Source organism: Vibrio navarrensis (assembly GCF_000764325.1).
Taxonomy (GTDB): domain Bacteria; phylum Pseudomonadota; class Gammaproteobacteria; order Enterobacterales; family Vibrionaceae; genus Vibrio; species Vibrio navarrensis.
The window spans coordinates 235,622-257,316 of sequence record NZ_JMCG01000002.1; the positions used below are offsets into that span (position 1 = coordinate 235,622).

At 43.3% G+C, this 21,695-nt stretch carries 17 protein-coding genes and 1 pseudogene; 2 read left to right on the plus strand and 16 right to left on the minus strand.

Annotated features, from left to right (window positions below):
• Nucleotides 1-7 precede the first annotated feature (7 nt).
• The 16 genes and pseudogenes from EA26_RS22625 to sohB form a co-directional block, all read right to left on the minus strand.
• Nucleotides 8-107 (minus strand): annotated as a pseudogene (locus tag EA26_RS22625) (IS200/IS605 family transposase); the annotation flags it as partial.
• A 246-nt stretch (nt 108-353) separates the two neighbouring features.
• Nucleotides 354-1,931, minus strand: a complete 1,578-nt coding sequence (locus EA26_RS15430) for a hypothetical protein (RefSeq protein ID WP_039429748.1) — start codon at nt 1,929-1,931, stop codon at nt 354-356.
• 84 nt (nt 1,932-2,015) lie between these two features.
• Nucleotides 2,016-6,134, minus strand: coding sequence for a zinc-dependent metalloprotease (locus EA26_RS15435; RefSeq protein ID WP_081947170.1), 4,119 nt, complete (start codon nt 6,132-6,134; stop codon nt 2,016-2,018).
• A gap of 31 nt (nt 6,135-6,165) precedes the next feature.
• The gene (locus tag EA26_RS15440; protein ID WP_039429753.1) at nt 6,166-7,032 is read right to left on the minus strand and encodes a hypothetical protein; all 867 of its coding nucleotides are present in this window, start codon (nt 7,030-7,032) and stop codon (nt 6,166-6,168) included.
• A 231-nt stretch (nt 7,033-7,263) separates the two neighbouring features.
• Nucleotides 7,264-8,094 (minus strand): ABC transporter ATP-binding protein, encoded by an 831-nt coding sequence (locus EA26_RS15445; RefSeq protein WP_039431592.1) that lies wholly within the window; start codon nt 8,092-8,094, stop codon nt 7,264-7,266.
• A gap of 2 nt (nt 8,095-8,096) precedes the next feature.
• Nucleotides 8,097-8,963, minus strand: coding sequence for an ABC transporter ATP-binding protein (locus EA26_RS15450; protein ID WP_052079803.1), 867 nt, complete (start codon nt 8,961-8,963; stop codon nt 8,097-8,099).
• 23 nt (nt 8,964-8,986) lie between these two features.
• A complete protein-coding gene (locus EA26_RS15455) occupies nt 8,987-10,828 on the minus strand; it encodes an extracellular solute-binding protein (RefSeq protein WP_039429755.1) in 1,842 nt (613 codons plus the stop codon).
• A 27-nt stretch (nt 10,829-10,855) separates the two neighbouring features.
• Nucleotides 10,856-11,899: an ABC transporter permease gene (locus EA26_RS15460; protein WP_039431597.1), complete on the minus strand. Its 1,044-nt coding sequence runs from the start codon at nt 11,897-11,899 to the stop codon at nt 10,856-10,858.
• On the minus strand, nt 11,899-12,921 hold the full coding sequence (locus EA26_RS15465; RefSeq protein ID WP_081946318.1) for an ABC transporter permease subunit: 1,023 nt from the start codon (nt 12,919-12,921) through the stop codon (nt 11,899-11,901). Before EA26_RS15465 ends, EA26_RS15460 begins: the two co-directional genes overlap by 1 nt.
• A gap of 435 nt (nt 12,922-13,356) precedes the next feature.
• The gene (gene pyrF / locus EA26_RS15470; protein ID WP_039429758.1) at nt 13,357-14,052 is read right to left on the minus strand and encodes an orotidine-5'-phosphate decarboxylase; all 696 of its coding nucleotides are present in this window, start codon (nt 14,050-14,052) and stop codon (nt 13,357-13,359) included.
• A 66-nt stretch (nt 14,053-14,118) separates the two neighbouring features.
• The gene (gene lapB / locus EA26_RS15475; RefSeq protein ID WP_039429760.1) at nt 14,119-15,288 is read right to left on the minus strand and encodes a lipopolysaccharide assembly protein LapB; all 1,170 of its coding nucleotides are present in this window, start codon (nt 15,286-15,288) and stop codon (nt 14,119-14,121) included.
• A 15-nt stretch (nt 15,289-15,303) separates the two neighbouring features.
• The gene (locus tag EA26_RS15480) at nt 15,304-15,570 is read right to left on the minus strand and encodes a LapA family protein (protein ID WP_039429761.1); all 267 of its coding nucleotides are present in this window, start codon (nt 15,568-15,570) and stop codon (nt 15,304-15,306) included.
• A gap of 136 nt (nt 15,571-15,706) precedes the next feature.
• Nucleotides 15,707-15,988, minus strand: a complete 282-nt coding sequence (ihfB, locus tag EA26_RS15485; RefSeq protein ID WP_039429764.1) for an integration host factor subunit beta — start codon at nt 15,986-15,988, stop codon at nt 15,707-15,709.
• Nucleotides 15,989-16,234: 246 nt separating this feature from the next.
• Nucleotides 16,235-17,905, minus strand: coding sequence for a 30S ribosomal protein S1 (gene rpsA / locus EA26_RS15490; RefSeq protein WP_039429766.1), 1,671 nt, complete (start codon nt 17,903-17,905; stop codon nt 16,235-16,237).
• Nucleotides 17,906-18,014: 109 nt separating this feature from the next.
• A complete protein-coding gene (cmk, locus tag EA26_RS15495; RefSeq protein ID WP_039429769.1) occupies nt 18,015-18,695 on the minus strand; it encodes a (d)CMP kinase in 681 nt (226 codons plus the stop codon).
• 228 nt (nt 18,696-18,923) lie between these two features.
• Nucleotides 18,924-19,985, minus strand: a complete 1,062-nt coding sequence (gene sohB / locus EA26_RS15500; RefSeq protein ID WP_039429770.1) for a protease SohB — start codon at nt 19,983-19,985, stop codon at nt 18,924-18,926.
• Nucleotides 19,986-20,116: 131 nt separating this feature from the next.
• Here sohB and EA26_RS15505 point away from each other — a divergent pair, with 131 nt between their 5' ends.
• Together EA26_RS15505 and imuA are read left to right on the plus strand one after the other, a co-directional pair.
• Entirely contained in the window at nt 20,117-20,857 is a 741-nt protein-coding gene (locus EA26_RS15505; RefSeq protein ID WP_039429772.1) for a YciK family oxidoreductase, read from the plus strand.
• Nucleotides 20,858-21,001: 144 nt separating this feature from the next.
• The gene (imuA, locus tag EA26_RS15510) at nt 21,002-21,691 is read left to right on the plus strand and encodes a translesion DNA synthesis-associated protein ImuA (protein ID WP_039429774.1); all 690 of its coding nucleotides are present in this window, start codon (nt 21,002-21,004) and stop codon (nt 21,689-21,691) included.
• Nucleotides 21,692-21,695 lie beyond the last annotated feature (4 nt).

Here is a 21,695-nt window from a genome sequence, read left to right on the forward strand (position 1 = left end):
GTATATATCAGCATAATATTCCTTCGTTGATTCCAACACTATCGACAAATAGCCTTTTTGCCAAAGTGGTTTCTCCACAACCTGTTCTTTCGTAGATACGGAAACTTACGACACTGCCAAAATACGTGGGAAGCTTGATTATATCTACTCATTTTATTTGTCCTCTTTAACTTCTGGGAAAATTAAGGAAGCGTCTAGCATGAGTAGTTTTACAAGCAAAGCCAAACTAAATAATAACCACCTGGTTAAGGGCTTAAAATAAAAAATGTCCTTTCATTTAAAAGCAATGGAAGGACAAGAGTATTATCAATTCAATTATATGGATATATTTAATATAAATTCAATGGAGAACATTAATAAATAATAGACATTTCTGAACAAAACTGGATATTAGATGAACAAAGCGTTAGAGATGGATCAATCGGCTTCGAATCAATAAGCTTTGCATTATTCTCATCAAATAATACACCCGTATTGTTTCTATCTCCTAGAACACTATCAACAGCAGAATCATCGTTATTTTTTTTAAGGGCATAGGATACAACATCTTCATCTAAAAGATCTAAAAGTCTGAGTTTTGATACTTGATCATTTATACTTGGATCTGAGAGGAATTCATGTAACGTGATACTATCAAAACCTTTAATTGCCACCATGCTCCCTAAAGTTAAGTTTAGCATCTCATCTCTAAACTTAACCATATCTTCTTCCGTATTCAAAGTCTGCAACTTAGCATGAATTGCATTTTCAGAGTATAACATTCCCAGCGGAATAAATGCCAACTTACTACCGACTATTGGATCCGACATTAAGTCAACCAACTTAATTTGGCTCATATTAGCAAGATCCAAAAGAGTAAGATTCATAGGATTTTCTCGACTAACTAGTTCATTTGAAAGAGCATTTAAATCGCCTCCAAGATAAACCAACCCATTTTTATTTATCGCATCTGAGAAAAAGTTGAAAACAAAACTATTATCTTTAATACTAAAGGCATTCAAACTACCGGACGTAAAGTCAAATGAGTCAAATTCTCTCCATGGGTTGTCTGCCAGATCTATGCCATCAGACAATATATCTCTGCTACTGACAATAGAAATATCGAATGTGCTATTATCCCAACCATCTATACTGAAATTGTTCTTGCCTTTACCAGGTCCTTTCTTACCAAATGTAAAACTATATGTGGATTTCCCTTTATATGTTACCGTTTTTCCATTTTCTGTAACAGAATATTCTTCACCTACTTCTACATCGGCATCTGCACTCCAACCATTTATAGTGGAGTCCCACATATTTTCAAACATGGTAGCTACACGGTCGACTACCTCTAACATAACATCAGTATTAGATTTTTCCTCTGAATTCGAAGACTTTGAATCTTCTTTGCCATTTTCATTTTTACTATCAGAGTCTTTATTGTTATCTTTTTCTGGTTCATTTTTATCTTTTTCTGGTTCATTTTTATCTTTTTCTGAATCTTTTTTTTCATCTTTAGAATCAGAAGAAGAACATTCTCCCTGACAGTCGCTATAAGCTCCGTTCCTATTTAAATACCAAGGCATCGGTGTTGAATCAGGTCCAGAAATAAACAAATCCTCCAGCGTACTCTTCAAAGGAACGCCTGAAGCAATTATTACATCGTAAATAGGGTTGTCATTTCCAAGAGGATAGACAATATTTATGTTTGGATTTTTTATTACTACGGTTCCTTCGTTGGCGGGGATCTCATCATTATCCGGTTCTAAGTCTAGGATATAATCACCTTCGACTTCCATACATATTGCACTATCACACTTACTCGGAATAGTTATTTTACCAATAGTATCTCGCCCCTCAAGAATACTAGGATCAATTTCTGTTGTGGCAAATACCGGATTTAATACTGAACCAGCTAATAACCCACTTATATACATACTTAATTTTTTCATTTTCTATCCATACTGTTCGTTTTAAAATATTTAATGCAATACAAGCCCAAAACATTGGGCTTGTATTTATTTCTAAGTTTTCATTTAATTAAATCTATCTGCATTTGGCAGTCTATCTAATAGCTCATAATACTTACCAGCCACTGCACCAATATCACCTTTTAGGTAAGCTTGGATTAAGTTTAGGTCTTTTGACCATAGATCTTTATCCGCCGATTCTGCCGCTGTATAACCTGCGTACACATTATCGACAGCAAACATCATGTCATCACCATATTCATTAAATATCAGAAGAAAAGCGTCGTAATATGCAGCGTAAACATCGTCAACACTGTGTGCTTTGCCTCCTTTATAGCTAAGTGTTGATGCGACATTATCATACACAATATCGCCAGCCGTTATATTGGCGGTAACAAAGCTATTAAATGAAGTAGAAATAAGTTCTACATCTGCTGCGATATCTGCATCGATAGCAACTTTCATTGCGTTTACCATAGGTGCGTCAAACAATAGAACCGCATCATGGTACGCAGGTTTAATATCCGTGCGGAATACTCCCCATGCCTTATCAATATTTGATGCAATTGTTGCTAAAACAGCAGCATCGTAACCGTCCAAGTATGTTTTCAAATCGTAACCATCTGAAGTAACGAGTTGGTTTGCATAACTGTAAGCCAGCTTATTAGATTTAGTTGCTACAAACTTCTTACCATCAATAACAAACTCAACTTTGTCACCAGCGATAATGCCATAGCGATCTTGCTGTTTAGTGAACGAATCAAACTGGGCTTTGCCACGTGCTTTCACTTTAAAATCGTTCGATTTCATCTGACTTACGCCCATATTAAGAATAACGTCAGCAATACGCTCTCGACTGCGATTAGATATTCCAAAGAACGTCCTGATACCGCGTGGCATTGGAGATAGTGACTCCATTTGTTCTGTCAGATGAATATTGACATTAACACCCTTCAGATTCGTATAAGCGTTACCTGCTTTATCCACAAGTTCTACTGGCTTATTCAATGACTTACCAGCCACAATATTCGCCATAATGTTTTCGTATTCCGCTTGAACACCAGGTATATCTAGCAACGAAGCGAAACTGACTTCATCGGTATAGCGATTTGAGTAGCGACGTGCCAAGAAGTAGCTTGCCAATGCTTTATCTGGCCAGTTGCCTAGCACAGAAACCGCGTTCGACCACGGATAATCTGGATCAATACTACCAATTGACGTTAAGAAACGGCCATTCTTCGTTTCCGCGACAGATTTATATCCACTGTCAGAACTCTCAATAAACTCTGCAGCTAGCTTATCAAAACAGTTTGCTGCCGCTAAATCGTAATCAGCAGGAATAAGATGTGAATTGTTGTCCAACAATTTGCCCAATGAGACTATTTTTTGCGTACCAGAAGCATTTTCGATCACACACTGATGCTCTGGTGTACGAAGGACATCAAGGAAGAATGCAGCCGCTTTTTGAGCACCATACGCATAATCACAGAACCAAGTATTCGTTGATCTGCCATCCATACAGTAAGTAGGATTTGAAGCTAAGCGTAGTAAGAAATCTCCTGGTTTATCAGTACTCGCGCTGTAACCTAGATTCGTGTAGATATTATCAATACGTTCTAGATCCTCCATTTTGTCTCTAATTGACGACATTTCTGAATAACGACGAACAATGTAGTTTGGATAGTCTGATGAATATAATCCCGTCGTACTGTATACAGCCAGATTACGACGATCGTAACTATCTAAATAATTTTGCCACTCGTAAGAAACAATCTCATCTAACGTTGTTCCTTCGTCAAAGCGGTTACAATCACTGTTCAAAGAGACATTTCCGTCTGTACAGAAATCGTATTTTTTACGCTCAATCTCATTTGCTTTATCTAAGTAATAAAGTACGCCATAGCGTGTTTTTGCGTAATCATCGACATTACCGCTCAACGCAGCAGCATCGAAGCGACTAAAGTCACAATTGTAAAGTGATTTACCGTCGTTTTGCCCAGATAGCTTTTCTACTTCTGAGCAGACCATCAGTGACTCATTTGCTGGATTGTTACCAAATTTATAAGCAAAGCTCTCTTCGTAGGCTTTCTTAGCAGCAAGATAGGCACTATAAGCTGCTTTTTCTTCTTCAGAAGCGTTCGCACTAGGCTCGACCAACGGTTCTGGTTTTGCAACAGAAGCAGCTTGAATAGTTTCTACTTTTCGACCATAGCCAAACTTAAAGGCAGCAATATCATATAACCCCCATGTTGGTGTCTCATCCAACATGCTTGGTGCGTAATCCATTGTAGAGCTATAAGCTGGAATATTTGTCAATCCTAACTTATGAGCTTGTTCCAAAGTATAATAGTTTGCCTTGTCGTTTGACCCTTTAAAGTTATGGCGCAATCCCATATTGTGCCCAAGTTCATGAACCAAAGTATTACTGTATGTAGCGACCGTAATTGCATTCGCTACGATAGTCTGTAGATCTTTAGGTAGTGCTTTCCAACGCTTTAGTTGACGTGAAACCTCATTTCCAGAGTCATCCATCTTAATGTCAAAGTAGCGATCATCATCTAACTTCAAGTTATCGAGCATTGCTTTGCTCGTAGAAGAGACCCACGTTGCCTCAACTGGGTACACATTATTTTCTGACCAAAAAGCGAGTCGGTTTTCTTCAGCGGCAACCACATCTTCAAAAACCATATCGTCGTTAAAGTTCTTAACCAGTGACGTTGGATTTTTCGTTGCTAGCCTACCCGGTAACAGTTCTTCTTTACTTATCATAGGCACTTGACTGTTTTCATCGGCTTCAAGTTTTGCTATTGCCGCCATAGTCGCCAACGATGCCACACGAGATTCTACTTCTGTCTTGGCTGCCTTATCTTCGGACGGCAAGGGATCCAAACCGTTAGTATCCAACTGATTGCGATTATAAAAGCGAGCTAAATTGTCCCAGTTGTAAGGAACCGTCGTACGTGAAACGCCCGCATACTGGTTGACATGACCTTTTATGATCTCACCAGTCATCGGGTTAGATACCGAAGGGCCATATCCAAGAAGACCATTTGCTAATGGTTCATCGACCAAATTGATCACGTTGTAACGTAAGTCACCAGGATGCACACCTGCGGGTTGAGACTTGTTGACAATCTCAATTTCCGGTTTCCCTGCATCTGCGCCAAACACGTTCAAAGCTTGGTTCATTTTTTCAATAGATTGCAGCGTGGCATCTAAGAAGATTTTGTTTTTCTCTTCAAAGAAATTGTCTGTCAGATAGTATTTGATTGACTCTTGGTTTGGATTGAAGCGATTAAGATAAACAACATCGCGATCATACTTGTTAGTGATAGGATTGAGTGCTTTGGTTGCGGTTGTAAAAAAGCCGATATCGTTTTCGTCACCTACTGGGTACAAAATGGGTTGATAACCTTCGGTGGCAATTACACTCTCATGCACTAATGAATAGTAGAAACGCGATTTGAACGCGCCATCAACCAAAGCATCTGAAATGCTAGCTTTGGTATCAAAATCGATATAGTCGGTAAGTTTGTCCATATCGACACGGAACGTACGCTCTAGTTCAAAGTTAAGAACACCTTTCTTTGGATCGAATTCCCAAGAAATAAGCCTTGGTGTGCCTTGCTCAGAAACGCCATCCGTAAGGCCATAAAGATCTTCCATGTTAAACTCAGAGACTTCTAGATCCTCGGGTATAGGCGTAAAGTGTGTTTTCTTTCTATAACTTAAGCTTGCATCATCGTTGACTTCTTCTTCATTAGTACAGTCACCGTAGGAGTCTTCTTGGCAACGATATGCAGCGAAATCACCTGGGATAGTCAAAACTTGAGCAAAGTTAACCGTGTCATCATCGGCTACAAACTTGTCATCACCACAATAATTATTTTCATCTTTTGGTAAATGCGCATTTGGGTAGTTCTTATCATAGCTGCGTACTTCCAAGCCTTCCTTAGTAAAGCAAAGCTCTACGTAGCGAGGATCGCCTTGTAAGAAAGGGAACTGGTTTAAAGCGAAGCGAGGTGCCGCTCCAGTGGTTGGAACATAAAACCAACGACCATCTTTAAGATCTTTTACCGCGATTTCTTTCGCATCTCTTTCAACATGGTCATAGGCCTGATCATCGGCTCCACAGCCTGCTAATAATGCTGTAATTGCAGATGCAAGAGCTAATCTTTTAAACATCATTTAGAAATCCTTGTTATTTGTTTTATTCCTAGAAGGAGAACGTTACTGTTGCTGTATATGAGGCATTCTCTTGATCGAGCAGATCTATATTTCCTATGGTGCCTCTTTCCGCATCTTGATAGAAACCAGAAGATGATGCGGTCAATGTCATCGACCAACTATCACTGAAGCTATAATCTGCATACAGTGAACCTTCGTAGTTCCAACTATTTCTCCGAGTCCCCTGATAACTAACTGTATTCCCTCCAAGTGCAGTTATACCGATAGAAAGAGAATCCCACGATTTTACAGCCGAAGTAGACAGCGAATATGTCCACTCGGTAAGTGACTTACCGCCAGCTGTTTTATATTTATGAAAATTCTTTCTCAAACGAGGAGAAATACTAAAGTCAATGTCCCACGCTGTTAGCGTGACAGGAACCGAAAGACGAAACGCTGTTTGCAATTCGTCTTTTTCAGAGGATTCGGAGGTCGGAATAGTGAATTGTCCACTTGCACCAATTTTTCCAGTTTCACCAAAATTGTAGAGATTCGAATAGCTCAGACCTAGAACAGAATCCGTCGCGTAAGTGCCGGTTTCGTCCTCAAAGGCTCGATATCCACCAGTCGAAAAGTAAACTTTGGTGTTGCTAGATAGCTTGTAGCTTAGATCACCACTCCAAGAGAGATTGCGAACAGAACGATGATCATCCTTGTTATAAATATTTGTATCGTAAGATAGAGAGACGGCTCCACTCACATTACAAACAAAACAAGATGCGCTCTCTTCAGTTTGGGTCGATTCTGCCCCGCTGTTGTCAACCGTATTATCCTCATCGGCCAAGGCTGAGGTTGAGAATAATGCGGCTAATATCACAGCAAGTGGCGTCACCTTCCACTTTGTTGTGTGCTGCATACTTTTTAACTTCCATGAAAATTAAGTTTATTAGAATAAACTTAAAGTTAAACAGTTTATCAATTTTAAAATGCACGTGTCCTTCGTGGCATAATAACCTCGATAAACCTCTTAACCGCAAAGCGTATCTTTGCGATTAAATCCTTATTCATTTTTTACTAATGTAACTAATGCTAAATCAATTGAAATAAATCTGTATTTTAAAAAAGTGCTTTGGCTTATATAGCTTCGCTACGAAATTTTCCGAGGGAGTTCTCGCTTTTTCTTTCTATACTTTGGATGAGTAATTGGTATAGCAGAAAGCAATTTCTTTGTATATTCATTTTGTGGATTATCATAAAGTTCAATCGATTTTCCGTATTCCACTATTTTTCCAAAGTACATGACGGCAACATTATCGGATACTTGTCTCACTACTGATAAATCATGAGAGATAAATATCATGGCCAGATTCATTTCTTGCTGCAGTCTTAAGAGTAAATTAATAATTTGTGCCTGTACGGAAACATCCAACGCCGATACAGATTCATCACAAATAAGTAATTTAGGCTTAAGCGCAATGGCTCGGGCAATACCAATACGTTGACGCTGTCCACCAGAAAATTCATGCGGATAGCGGCTGACCGCATTCGCTGGTAGACCGACTTTTTCAAGTAGTTCAACTACCCACTGTTTACGCTCTGCCGCCGTGCCCACTTTATGGATAATAAACGGCTCTTCCAAAATCATGCCAACGGTATGGCGTTGATTGAGCGACTCGAGCGGATCTTGAAAAACAATCTGCATCTCTTTACGCAAAGGACGCATCTCTTTCGGGCTAAGTTGGGTAATATCCCGCCCTTCAAAATAGATTTTGCCTTCAGTAGGCTCGAACAATTTTAAAATGGTTCGGCCCAAGGTGCTTTTGCCACACCCTGATTCGCCCACGAGACCAAGCGTTTCACCACGTTTAACCGAAAGAGATACCCCATCAACGGCTTTGACTGTGTACCCTTTGGCAAACAATTTTTTACCCGAAACAAAGTGTTGCTTGAGATTGTCGATTCTCAATATCTCTTCCATGATCACCCTCTGAATTCCGGAAATTTGCTGATATCGATGGGTTTAATCTCAATCAACTGTTTAGGGGCATGCTCTAGGCTCGGCATGAGTCCCATTAAGCGCTCTGTGTACGGGTGCTTGGGGGCATCAAACAGCTCAAAGACGTCCGCATACTCGACGATTTTTCCTGCATACATGACTGCAACATCGTCACAAATCTCCGCTACCACCCCGAGATCGTGAGTGATAAAAACGACGGCCATACCCGTTTCCTGTTGCAACTCATTGATCAGATCAAGAATAGATGCCTGTACAGTCACATCCAGCGCTGTAGTCGGCTCATCACAGATCAATATTTCAGGTTTGCAAGCCAACGCCATAGCGATCATGACACGTTGTCTCATGCCGCCAGAAAGGTTATGGGGATACTCATCCAAGCGCTTCTCCGGCATCGGGATATGCACTTTTTTCAGCATCTCCAATGCATGACTGCGGCGTTCACTGCGACTCAATTCTGGGCGGTGCAGTTTAAGCACTTCCATCAATTGTTTGCCGACCGTGTGCACTGGGTTCAGCGCCGTCATAGGGTCTTGGAAGATGATAGAAATGCGATCACCACGCATGGCGTACATTTCTTGTGCCGGTAGCGCAGCCAAGTTTTTCCCACGGTAAAGGATGTCGCCGCCGATGATCCGCCCGTAAGGTTTCGGTAATAACCCCATGATGGACATCGAGGTGACACTTTTACCGCATCCTGACTCTCCCACTAGGCCCAGTGTGCGGCCTTTTTTGACATCAAAACTGACGCCATGCAGTACTTGCACAGGCCCGCTGTCTGTTAGAAATTCAGTTTCTAAGTTTCTGACACTTAGTACAACTTCACTGTCCATCTTCCTGACCCTATATCCTTTGGTTACAGCTTAAATCTGTCGTCAACAACCGTGACTTCAGGGAACGTCTTGCCTGCTTTCATCGCTTTTTCTGTCTCTTTCTTCACATCTTGATCGATCCAGAAATTGCTGATTTCCATAGGATGGAAGAAATCTTCGGTTTTCTTCGTCATTGGATTTGCTGGCATTTTCAGCCAACGCCAGTGAACGGCTCGGGTATAGGGCACCATATATCCAGGAACAATAATGGCTGCGTCACTAACGTAGTCCTGAATTTGATGAGAGAGCTGGTAGCGTTTTTGCTCGTCAAACTCCGCATCATAGGCTTCGATCAGCTTATCCAATTCAGGACTGCTGAAGTTCGTGTGGGCGTTGGTTTGCGGTTTATTCGCGTTGTCCGAATGGAGGTATTCCCAATAAGCCGGAATTTCGCCCGACCCCATGTTTAGGAAAGCCAGTTGATGCTTTTTCTCCAAAATGTATTTAAATGCCGAAGAGCCATCGACCAAGTTTAAAGTAAATTCTAAACCGGCCAGTTTCGCTTGCTCTTTGAGATAGGCAATACGAGGCGTCCATGACTGATAGCCATAGGTGATAGAGAAGGATAATCGCTGGCCATTGGTGTTGACGCGAATACCATCAGCCCCCACTTTATCAAAACCGGCTTTTTCGAAGTATTCAATTGCTTTTGCTGCATCAAACTCAGGCGCTTTGTTGTCTGGCTTATCGTATTGACCATGGCCAAAACCCAAGCCATGGGGCTTACGAGAATAATCACCACGCATGATATTGACAATCATGCCATCATAGTCTGTTGCAGACATGATGCCTTTACGCACATTAATATCATCCAGTAGTGGCATAGCGGTGTTCATCCACAAGCCACCAGCACCTTGTGGCGCTTGGTTGTAGCCCCAAAACTTGTGGATATGTCCTTTTTTAAAGCCTTCAGAATCCGCTTTGCTATGCCAAAATTCCGGCAAAATCATGTCGTAATAATCTAAGTTGCCTTTCTCAAAATGTTTCAACGCGATGTCTTGGTCACGGATGATGCTGATGCGTACCCTGTCAACATTGTAGCGATTTTGGTAGTAACGATTGTGGTAGCCCCACCAGTCGTCACCAACATGTTTAAAGGTCACGCGCTTACCTTTTTCGACATCCGCCATATAATACGCCGCCGTCGTCGGCTCTGCTTTGAAGTTAAAAGCACGAACAAAGTTATCTGGCATGCCGTCGTTGTTGTCGTCTTTAGCCCCTTTAAAAAAGTGTTGTGGACGCGGCTGTAAACCATTGCTTGGCATATTGATCAACACCATCAATGCATCGGTGCTTTGCGCCGTCGACGTTTTGATCGCGATAGTGTAATCGTCAAACTTCACCACTTCTCTGATGCTGTTAGTGAAGAAATCGTTGTACCAAGGATCAATAATGTCTTTCGATTGGTAGTATTTCATCATAAAGACATAATCGTCAGCGGTTACTTTCTCACCGTCAGACCACTTAGCGTTTTTGTCCAGTTTGAAGTAAACCGTTTTATTGTCGGCATCAAACGCCCACGCTTCTGCTAATTGCGGTATCCACTTACCTGTATTTGGATGACGCTGAGCTAATTTGGGCGCACCATCCATAAAGTAGTGACGCAGACCCGAGTTAGCATCAGGGCCAACGCTACGCAATGTTTGCGGAAAACTGGTCAAGTATGTACGCAGTGTCCCACCTTGTTTCGCTTCCGGTGAGGCGAATAGCGGTTCCTCGTTATTGCTGATCCAATTGATGTCAGCAGGCAAGCTCTGTGCGTGAAGATTAAAACTGACTGCCGCTAACGCAGCAAAAACGGACAGCGCCACTCTATTATTTTTCATTTCTGTTTCTTCCTTGTTTTGGCGTTTCTATACGTATCTGGTGAATTTTTTAGGATCAAATGCCGCGCGGATCGCTTCGCCTATAAACGTCACCATGACAAGAATGGCAACGATGGAAGTGACCACGGACGAGACTATCCAAGGTGAATCCAGATTCGACTTTCCTTGTTGTAACAACTCACCCCAACTTGGCGTTGGTGGCATCAGACCTAATCCCAAATAATCCAGCGCAGTCAGCGCCGTGATATTCCCGGCAATGGTAAATGGTGCGAGCGTGACAATCATCACCATGGTATTTGGCAAGATGTGGTGCATTAAAATACGCCAAGTAGACGCCCCCAACGCTTTCGCAGCCAGAACATATTCTCGAGCCGACTCTTTATAGGTCATGGTACGCATGTACCACGTCATCCCCATCCAGCCGAATAATACGTTTATCGCCACAAAGAGGGCAAAAGTGGGTTGTGTAATGGAGACCAAAATCATGATGACATAGAGAAAAGGCACCATAGACCAAACTTCGATAAGCCGCTGAACAAAAAGGTCGAACTTACCTCCAAAGAAACCCATCGCGCAGCCGACAACGGTACCTATGGCATAGGAGACCGCCATCGTCACAAGAGCGAACCCCATCGCAGTTCGAAAGCCATACACCAATCTGGCAAGAATATCGCGGCCAATCACGTCGGTGCCGAGGTAGTGTTTGGCTTGGGCATCTGGTGCAACAGGCGGGAAATCACCGCTAAAATCTTGCTCGTAAGGGTTCCATGGCACCAGTGGCATCAGCACGAAATTGGAGCCACCTTCTTGTGCAAATTGGTTTTGCAAGCTGCGGTAATCCGTCTCGCTTGAATAGTCCAAGCCGAAATCAGTGCCTGGGCGAACATCACTCACCACAGGGAAAAACCAATCGCCATTATATTTCACCGCCAGCGCTTTGCTGTTGACGAGAAATTCAGCAAACAGCGAGAGCACCAGCAAAGTGACCAAGATGATAAATGACCAGTAACCACGCTTAATCTCTTTAAATGCACGAATTTTCTTCTGTGTTAAAGGGCTTACATTGATCATCATGCGCCGAACCTCACTCGTGGATCCGTTAGCGCTACGCAGAGATCCGATAAAATATTTCCAACCATCAGCATGACTGCATTAATTGCCACAATTCCCATCACAACGGGATAATCTCGTTCAATAATCGATTCATAACCGAGTAAACCAATACCATCGATATTAAAAATAACCTCAATTAAGAAGGAGCCCGTCATAAAGAACAACAATGAATTACCAAAGTGGCTAGCAATGGGAATTAAACTATTTTGCAGAGCATGCTTACGTACCGCTTTTTGAAATGGTAGGCCTTTGGCAATCGCGGTACGAATATAATCGGAAGACAGATTCTCCATTAGGCTATTTTTCATCGTCATGGTTAAGGTGGCAAAATCACCAATTAAATAGCAGATGAGCGGCAATATTGCGTGCCACATAATATCTTTCACTTGCTCTAAAAATGTTTCGTAATCGGAAAAATCATCCCCGACAAATCCCCCCATTGGAAACCATTCAAGGTTGTATGCAAAGACAGTAATAAGAAAAACGCCAACTACATATCCGGGCAAAGCATAACCCACGAAGATCAGAATGGAAGAGGTTGAATCAAAAACAGAGCCGTGTTTGATCGCTTTAAAATAACCCAGAGGGATGGAAATGAAATAGCTGATAAAAAAGGTCATACCACCGTAAAATAGCGAAACAGGCAGACGTTCAGCGATCATCGTACCAACGGGTTCGTAATAGCGTGTCGATTCGCCAAAATCTAAAACCAATAATCGGCTAAGCCACTCTGCGTATGCTTCAAAGACGGGTTTATCTAAGCCGTAAAATGCATTGAGTTCGGCCATTTGCTCTTCAGAAAGTGCCGAGTTATTTCCTGCAACATTGACGGTCGCGGTGTCATTGCCAGAATGCATGCTTGCTAACATACGCTCCACTGGCCCGCCAGGCACAAATCGCGTAATCGCAAAAATGAGGATAGTGATGCCGAGAAACGTAGGGACAATTAAGGCCATACGTCGGAGGATATACGATAACACCTACAACGAGCTCCATGCTGTGACAAATCAGTTCCCAAAGTTGCAACAATCCCGTTACAACAAAATCATGACCAAGCAGAAGGTACTCGATCACCTAAGCCGCCATGATTTGACAGCTAGGCATGCATTTAAAACAAAATACTGAACTGATATCAAATTCGAAACTGCTAATATGCCTGTCACATTAGCTTCACATCTTGAATAGATAATCACGGATCTTTTCTATCTTTCCATTTTGTACTATTGAACTAGTCAATAGTTTCCCTTTTCATCAAGGTTTACCGAACTATCTCCTCCGGTAAAAATAGAAAATGCACAAATAAAATTCATTATTTGTGCATTTTTATGCATTTAGAACTTTTTATAAATATCCGCAAATAATGCGATCTATTTCACACTATAGCCTCATAAGTATCACATGGCGAACCTATGAAACTAGAGAAGACTTGTATTTATAGACTCTAGTACATCTGCTGGGCTTGCTGCTTGAGTGATTGGCCTGCCAATCACTAAGTAATCGGATCCTGCGGCGATTGCTTCGACCGGAGTCATAATACGTCGTTGATCCCCTAGCTCTGAACCCTGAGGACGGATACCCGGAGTGACTAATTTAAACTCTTGCCCTAAATTTTGTTTCAATAGTGTTGCTTCTTGTGCCGAGCAGACTACACCATCCAAACCTGCATTTTTTGTCAAAGAAGCCAAACGCATCACTTGCTGCTGAGGCTCAATATCTAAGCCAACGCCTGCCAGATCGCTCTGTTCCATGCTGGTCAGCACAGTAACCCCAATTAGAAGCGGCCTTTCTTTTCCGTACGGCAGTAGAATCTCTTGAGCAGCACTCATCATACGTTCACCGCCACTGGCATGCACGTTTACCATCCATACCCCTAACTCCGCGGCCGCCCTCACGGCTTTGGCACAGGTATTTGGGATATCGTGAAATTTCAAATCCAAAAAGACAGAAAAACCACGCTTGTGTAATTCACGAACGAAATCCGGACCAAATAGTGTAAACATCTCCTTGCCGACTTTCAGGCGACATGACATGGGATCAATTCTGTCCACAAAGGCTAACGCGTCAGCTTGATTGTCATAGTCTAAAGCCACGATAACTTTTTGGTCGATCATTTCATCTCCTAATATACTCATTGCTAAAAAAATGCAGCTGGTACTTTGATACCAACTGCATTAAAACTATTCACCGTCCAATCCTCGGATTGGCTTAATCGTCCCCCACCCCTTACAAGAGGGGCAATGCCAATACAGTGAGTGGGTGGAAAAACCACATTTTCGACATCGATAGTGAGGTTTAACTTTCAGTTGTTCACCCACCATGGCTTGCAAGGTGGTCAAGCTCTCTTTTGCTCGCCCTTCTTCCGCTTCCGTGAGGTGGTAATCCATCAAACGATAGAAACCTTTCATGGTTGGGTTTTTAATCAGTTGTCTGGTGAGCAACTCTTGAGCCGCAGCAACGCTATCGTGATGTGCGACAAGCTGAGCTAGCATCAATTCTGCCGATACGCCCGCTTTCTTATTGATACATTCGCGAAGAAATTCCACCAGCTCATCTTCTTGCCCTAAGTGATGGTAGCATTCCGCCAATATGGGCAATGCTTCACTGACAAAGTCGGGATCTTGCTCAAGCACAGCGGTCAGGTGCTGGATGGTTTTGCGATACTCTTCAGTATCGAGATAAATTCGTCCAAGTGAGATCGAAGCACGAACACATTTCGGATCTTCTGCTAAGGCTTTCTTAAAATGGCCAATCGCTTTGGTGCGATTGCCATCTGCCTGTTCCAACATCGCCAGCTCACACCAGTAATGCGCAATACTTTTACGTATCGACGTTTTGCCTGTTTTGAGTAACAAATGAGCATAGTGAATGGCTTTCTCCCACTCACGAGTCTGTTGATAGATGCTCACCAGCTGCTGCAAAGCCGCATCACGATGATCCGGTTCTTCGACAAGTTGCTCAAAAATCTTTTCCGCCCGATCTAAAAAGCCGGAAGCCATGTAATCTTTCGCTAACTGTTGCAGAGCTAGGTTTTTTTGATCCAATGTCAGGCCGGAGCGAGAGATAAGGTTTTGGTGAATACGAATCGCACGATCAACCTCGCCTCGAGAGCGAAACAGATTGCCCAAGGCTAGATGTGTATCGATCGTTTCATTATCGACCTGTAGTAGCTCAATGAAGTGATCCACCGCTTTATCTGATTGATCAGATAAGAGTAGATTAAGACCCGTCATGTATTGCTGGGAGATCTGATGAGAGTGTTTCCGCTTGTCATCCTGTGCACTACGATGGCCCATATACCATCCGTAAGCCGCCGCAATCGGGAGTAACAAGAAGAGTAATTCAAGCATTCAGCTAACTTGTCCTTAGGCTTGCTTTTCCATTTGGGTATTCTGTTTTTTCAACTGCTTGTTCAATTTGCGTAACTTCAGTTGCATCTTAAATTGGATACTCGCAAAGATCGCCCAAGAGAGAGCAAATCCCGCAACAAAAACCACGCCAAGCAAAGTTGATAAATGGAAATCACCTTTTGCCAAAAGATAGTTAAATGTAACAACTTGCTGATTTTGCGAGCCTAAAGCCAGAGCTATAAGAAAGAGAGCTATAACAGCAATGATTTTTATAATTTTCATGTTTCATCACCCTTCGAGTGTTAGCCGATAGATTATGCAGGAAAACGATTCTCCAGACCACGGATAATAGCAATTATCTAATCATAAAAAAGCGGCATACGCTAAGTATGCCGCTTTTCGTCAATATTCTGTTCACTTAGCCAAGATTTACGCGCTCACGTAACTCTTTGCCCGGTTTAAAGTGTGGAACGTGCTTACCTTCCAATTCCACTTTGTCACCTGTTTTAGGATTTCGGCCAACTCGTGGCTCACGGTAATGAAGTGAGAAACTACCAAAACCACGAATCTCAATACGATCGCCACTTTCTAAAGTCGAAGCCATGTGCTCCAGAATATCTTTGACAGCATCTTCAATCTCTTTCGCTGACAGATGCGTCTGTTCAGCACAGAGTCTTTCAATCAACTCAGACTTAGTCATAGTTTCCCCTTCGAGTCATTTTTACCACTCATTATAGTAAGTAATATCAATTCCAACAAACACTTGCTACAAAATGTAGTGAAAAATCCACCACCCAACTACCTCTTTTAAAGATAAGTGTAGATTTATCAGCAAAACTATCAAGACTTTGTGTAAATATCTTCTGAAATCAATACTATGATTTTTAACTTGTGTGACGCGCAGACAAAAAAAAGGAGCCTTTCGGCTCCTTTTCTAAGACGTAAATTATTCGCCTTTAGCTGCTTTGAAAGCGTCAGCCATTGCATTACCAAACGCAGCGTCGTCCGCTTTGTTGATGCTTGCCATTGCTTCTTGCTCTTCAGCTTCGTCTTTCGCTTTGATAGACAGGTTGATTACGCGGTTCTTACGGTCAACACCAGTAAATTTCGCTTCAACTTTGTCACCAACGCTCAGGATCAGTGATGCATCTTCGATACGGTCACGTGATACTTCAGAAGCGCGGATGTAACCTTCAACGCCATCTTCTAGCTCGATGGTTGCGCCTTTCGCGTCAACTGCAGTTACAGTACCGTTTACTAGAACGCCTTTCTTGTTGTCAGCTACATAAGCATTGAATGGGTCATTTTCCATTTGCTTAACGCCTAGAGAAATACGCTCACGCTCAGCGTCTACTGCTAGAACAACTGCAGAGATTTCATCGCCTTTCTTGAATTCACGAACTGCTTCTTCTCCTGGTACGTTCCAAGAGATATCAGACAGGTGAACTAGACCGTCGATGCCGCCTTCTAGACCGATGAAGATACCGAAGTCAGTGATAGACTTGATCTTACCAGTAACTTTGTCGCCTTTAGCTTGAGCTTCAGCGAATGACTGCCATGGGTTAGCTTTACACTGTTTCAGACCTAGAGAGATACGACGACGCTCTTCGTCGATTTCCAGAACCATAACCTCAACTTCGTCGCCAACATTAACAACTTTAGATGGGTGGATGTTCTTGTTAGTCCAATCCATTTCAGAAACGTGTACTAGACCTTCAACGCCTTCTTCGATTTCAACGAAACAGCCGTAGTCAGTTAGGTTAGTAACGCGACCAGACAGTTTGTGACCTTCTGGGTAACGCTTAGCGATTGCTACCCATGGATCTTCGCCTAGTTGCTTCAGACCTAGTGATACGCGAGTACGATCACGATCGAACTTAAGAACTTTAACTAGGATCTCGTCACCAACGTTAACGATTTCAGATGGGTGCTTAACGCGCTTCCACGCCATATCAGTGATGTGTAGCAGGCCGTCAACGCCACCTAGATCTACGAACGCACCGTAGTCAGTCAGGTTCTTAACGATACCTTTAACTTCGCTGCCTTCTTGTAGAGTCTCTAGAAGTTCGTCACGTTCTACGCTGCTTTCAGATTCGATAACAGCACGACGAGAAACAACTACGTTGTTACGCTTCTGGTCAAGTTTGATAACTTTGAACTCTAGCTCTTTGTTTTCTAGGTGAGCAGTGTCACGGATAGGACGTACGTCTACTAGAGAACCTGGAAGGAAAGCACGGATACCGTTTAGTTCAACAGTGAAACCGCCTTTAACTTTACCGTTGATGATACCAACAACAGTTTCAGCTTCTTCGTAAGCTTTCTCAAGAACGATCCAAGCTTCGTGACGCTTCGCTTTCTCACGAGAAAGTTGAGTTTCACCGAAACCGTCTTCTACAGCGTCCAGAGCAACGTCTACTTCAGAACCAACTTCAACTTCAAGTTCGCCAGCAGCGTTCTTGAACTGTTCAGCTGGGATTGCAGACTCAGACTTAAGACCTGCGTCAACAAGAACGTAGCCGTTTTCGATAGCAACTACAGTACCTTTAACGATAGTACCTTGTTGGAATTCAGTCTCGTTTAGAAACTCTTCAAAGAGTTGAGCAAAAGATTCAGTCATTTATTTAATCTTCAAAAAATTAAACTGCCATGGGTATCCTACCGCATGGGGTTATTAAATTCGCCAATCATCATCCTTGCGATCGACGTTCTTACCTGCCTGAGCAGAATTACTCAGCCAGCTTCGATTCGATATATTGTAGTGCTTTTTCGACCACTTCGTCGATACTCATCGACGTAGAATCGAGCACAAGCGCATCCTCTGCAGGGCGTAATGGTGCCACTGGGCGGTTACGATCTCGGTCGTCACGCTCTTGGATCTCGCTCAAAAGGTCGTCAAATTTAACATCTAACCCTTTATCTTGCAACTGTTTAAGGCGTCGATGCGCACGCTCTTGCGCGCTGGCATCAAGGAAAATTTTTGCCTGCGCTTGTGGGAAAACAACGGTACCCATGTCACGGCCATCCGCCACCAAACCCGGGGCCGTTTCAAACGCACGCTGACGACGTAATAGCGCTTCACGCACTCGTGGCAATGCTGCAACTTTTGACGCCGCCATACCGGTTTCTTCTTTACGCAGCTCTTTAGAAACGTCTTCACCTTCAAGAATCACCTTGACCAAGTCGCCTTCAGCAATAAATTGTACGTCAAGATGTGTAGCTAGCGGGACAAGCGCATCTTCCGACTCGGTATCCACACCATGATGAATCGCGGCCAATGCTAAGACACGGTAAATTGCGCCAGAATCTAATAGTTGAAAGCCGAGCTTTTTCGACAGCAACATACAAAGAGTGCCTTTACCTGCACCACTTGGTCCATCTACGGTGATCACCGGAGTCTGAGAGGACATGTTCTTCTCCACTTTGTTTTCTTTCTTCGGGCGTATGCCCCATATCAGCGGCGCATATTATAGAGCGAAACCGCTTCTCGGGCGAGGATAAAAGCCGTGTAAAGCATTGCACATGGAAATGTTTTCTCAATGCAGTGGCAAAAAAGAAAAGCGGTGAAAGCTTTTACTCTCACCGCTAGAGGTTTGCAGGCTGCTTTGCTCAGAGCTGTCGATTTAATATGGTTCTTTTTACAAGATGGGTTTTTGCCCTCTTTCTACCAATTTCAGCAGTACGCCATCAGCCACTTTGCCAGCCACACCCGCTAATTTATCGGCCAACTTTTTCTTTTGTGTATAGTGAATTGAAAGCACCGTTTTCTCTTTACAAGCGGCCACAATCAGATCATCTGAGGTGGCAATCTCATCGACTAAACCAAGCGTTTGTGCCTGAGTACCAAACCAATGTTCGCCAGTGGCTACTTTATCTAAATCTAATTCAGGGCGATGCTGACGAATGAAATCTTTAAAGAGTCCATGCGTTTCTTCCAGCTCTTGCTTGAATTTTTCTCTGGCTTTGTCGCTGTTCTCACCAAACATAGTGAGGGTGCGTTTGTATTCACCAGCCGTTAGCTGCTCGAACTCGATATCGTGCTTTTTCAATAATTTATTGAAATTAGGCAACTGCGCAATCACACCGATCGAGCCGACAATCGCAAATGGCGCAGAGACAATCTTATCAGCGATACAGGCCATCATATAGCCGCCGCTAGCAGCCACTTTGTCGACCGAGATGGTCAAAGGTAACCCGGCCGCTTTAATGCGATCCAACTGCGAAGAGGCCAACCCATAGCCATGAACCATACCGCCACCGCTTTCCAAGCGGAGTAACACTTCATCTCCGGGTTTTGCGACCGCTAAAATCGCAGTCACTTCTTCTCTGAGCGAAGCCACTTCTTTGGCATCAATACTGCCATGAAAATCGATCACAAACAGATGCGACTCGCGTTTACTCTCTAAACGTCCCTCTTTGGCTGCTTTTTTGATCTCTTTATCGCGCGCTTTGTCTTTCTCTTTTTCTTCTTTCTTACTCGCTTTATCGCGAGCTTTAAGAAAAGCCTCATCGTGCAGGTAATGTTCTAAATGCTCAACCGTATGCTTGTACTGCTCAGATAGATCCGTCACTTCCAGTTGGCCTTTTCTCGAAGATGATTTGCTACTGACTGATTTAACCAGCACCAGCAGCACTACCACCGCCACAATAAAGGTGACAACTTTGGCCAAAAACAGGCCATAGTCCAATAAAAATTCCAATGTGATACCCCCTAAAGTGTGAATTAGTGTATTGTAACCATCTTGTCACGATTACCAAGACTTTCCGTTGCATATCTGTTTGATTTTGCAACATAGGAACCATACAAAAAAATCAAGAAGGATTGAGCACGGTGGACTATTCAACCTCTGCAGATGCCCTGAACAATAAAGTGATTCTGGTAACAGGTGCTGGTGCTGGCATCGGTCGCCAAGCAGCCCTAACCTACGCAAAACACGGCGCGACCGTTATCTTATTAGGCCGCAACGTCAAAAACCTCGAAAGTATTTACGATGAAATTGAAGCGGCGGGTTACCCTCAAGCGGCGATTATTCCGCTCGATCTCAAGGGTGCAAGCAAGCAAAATTACATCGATATGGCGGAGACCATTGAAGGCCAGTTTGGTCGCTTAGACGGCCTATTACATAATGCTGGTGTGCTCGCCACTTTAAGCCCGTTTGATCAGATCAGCGAAGAAGACTTTGACGATACGATGCAAATCAACGTCAAGGCGGAGTTTCTGATGACACAAGCGCTGCTACCCTTATTGCGTAAAGCTGAAGCAGGACGAATTATTTTTACTTCGTCAACGGTGGGTCATGTAGGCCGCTCTTTCTGGGGCTCGTACTCGATTTCTAAGTTTGCCGTTGAAGGTATGATGCAGATCCTGGCCGACGAAATGAGCAATACGCCGATACGTGTGAACGCGATTAATCCGGGTGCTACCCGTACCCGCATGCGCGAGAAAGCTTACCCTGGCGAAGACGCAAATAGTTTGAAAACACCGGCAGACTTAATGCCGCTTTATCTGCACTTGATGGATCCAGCCACACAGGTCAATGGTCAGTGCATTGATGCTCAACCAAAGCGTTAATAATCGCCTTTCACTGTTTGAGTAACTCTCTACTTTTTTGGGCCGCAGTACTTTCGTATTGTGGCCCTTTTCATTTTTGCCGCTAAATTTTCTTGCCAGTTTCTCCCTCATCAATATACTGTATGTATATACAGGTGTCATTCTATGCAAGATATCATTCAAACTTTAAAAAATCAGCACTTAATCTGGCAAGCCGATCAAACCTCGACTGAGCAGAGTGGCATTGTCATAAGCTCAGGCTATACCGAGCTAGATCATCTACTTGGTGGCGGTTTTCCTTCTCACGGCGTGGTGGAGATAGAGTCTCAACTGGCGATTGGCGAGCTGCGTTTGCTGACATCCTTGTTGCAACAACGCTTCCAAGAAGGCATGGTCGTTTTGCTGCAACCACCAGCTCAGGTTAATGCCGCCTTTTTCGCTTACTTAGGCTATCCGTTAGCAGAAACGCTCGTTCTCCTGCCTGACTCGGCCAAAAAAGCATTGTGGGCGGCAGAACAATGTTTAAAAAGTGGCGCTTGTCGCTGCGTTTTGCTGTGGCAAAACGAGCTTGAAATCCATCAGGTGAAACGGCTCCAAGTTGCCAGTGAACAAGGCGCCAGTCTACTTTTCGTTTTTCGTTTACCGCAACCCATGCGTCTTTCATTACCTGTATCACTCAGCCTCACTCTACAGCCAAGACCATTTGGCCTCTGTGTGCAGGTGAAAAAGCGCAAAGGCGGTTGGTCACGAGGTACCACTGAGATCGACTTTCGGCCACTCTTTACATCGTTAACCTTACCGAGCGCGACGTTACCCGATAGCGTGCTTTCTTTTCCTGTGGTTCGAGAGGGCTAGTACG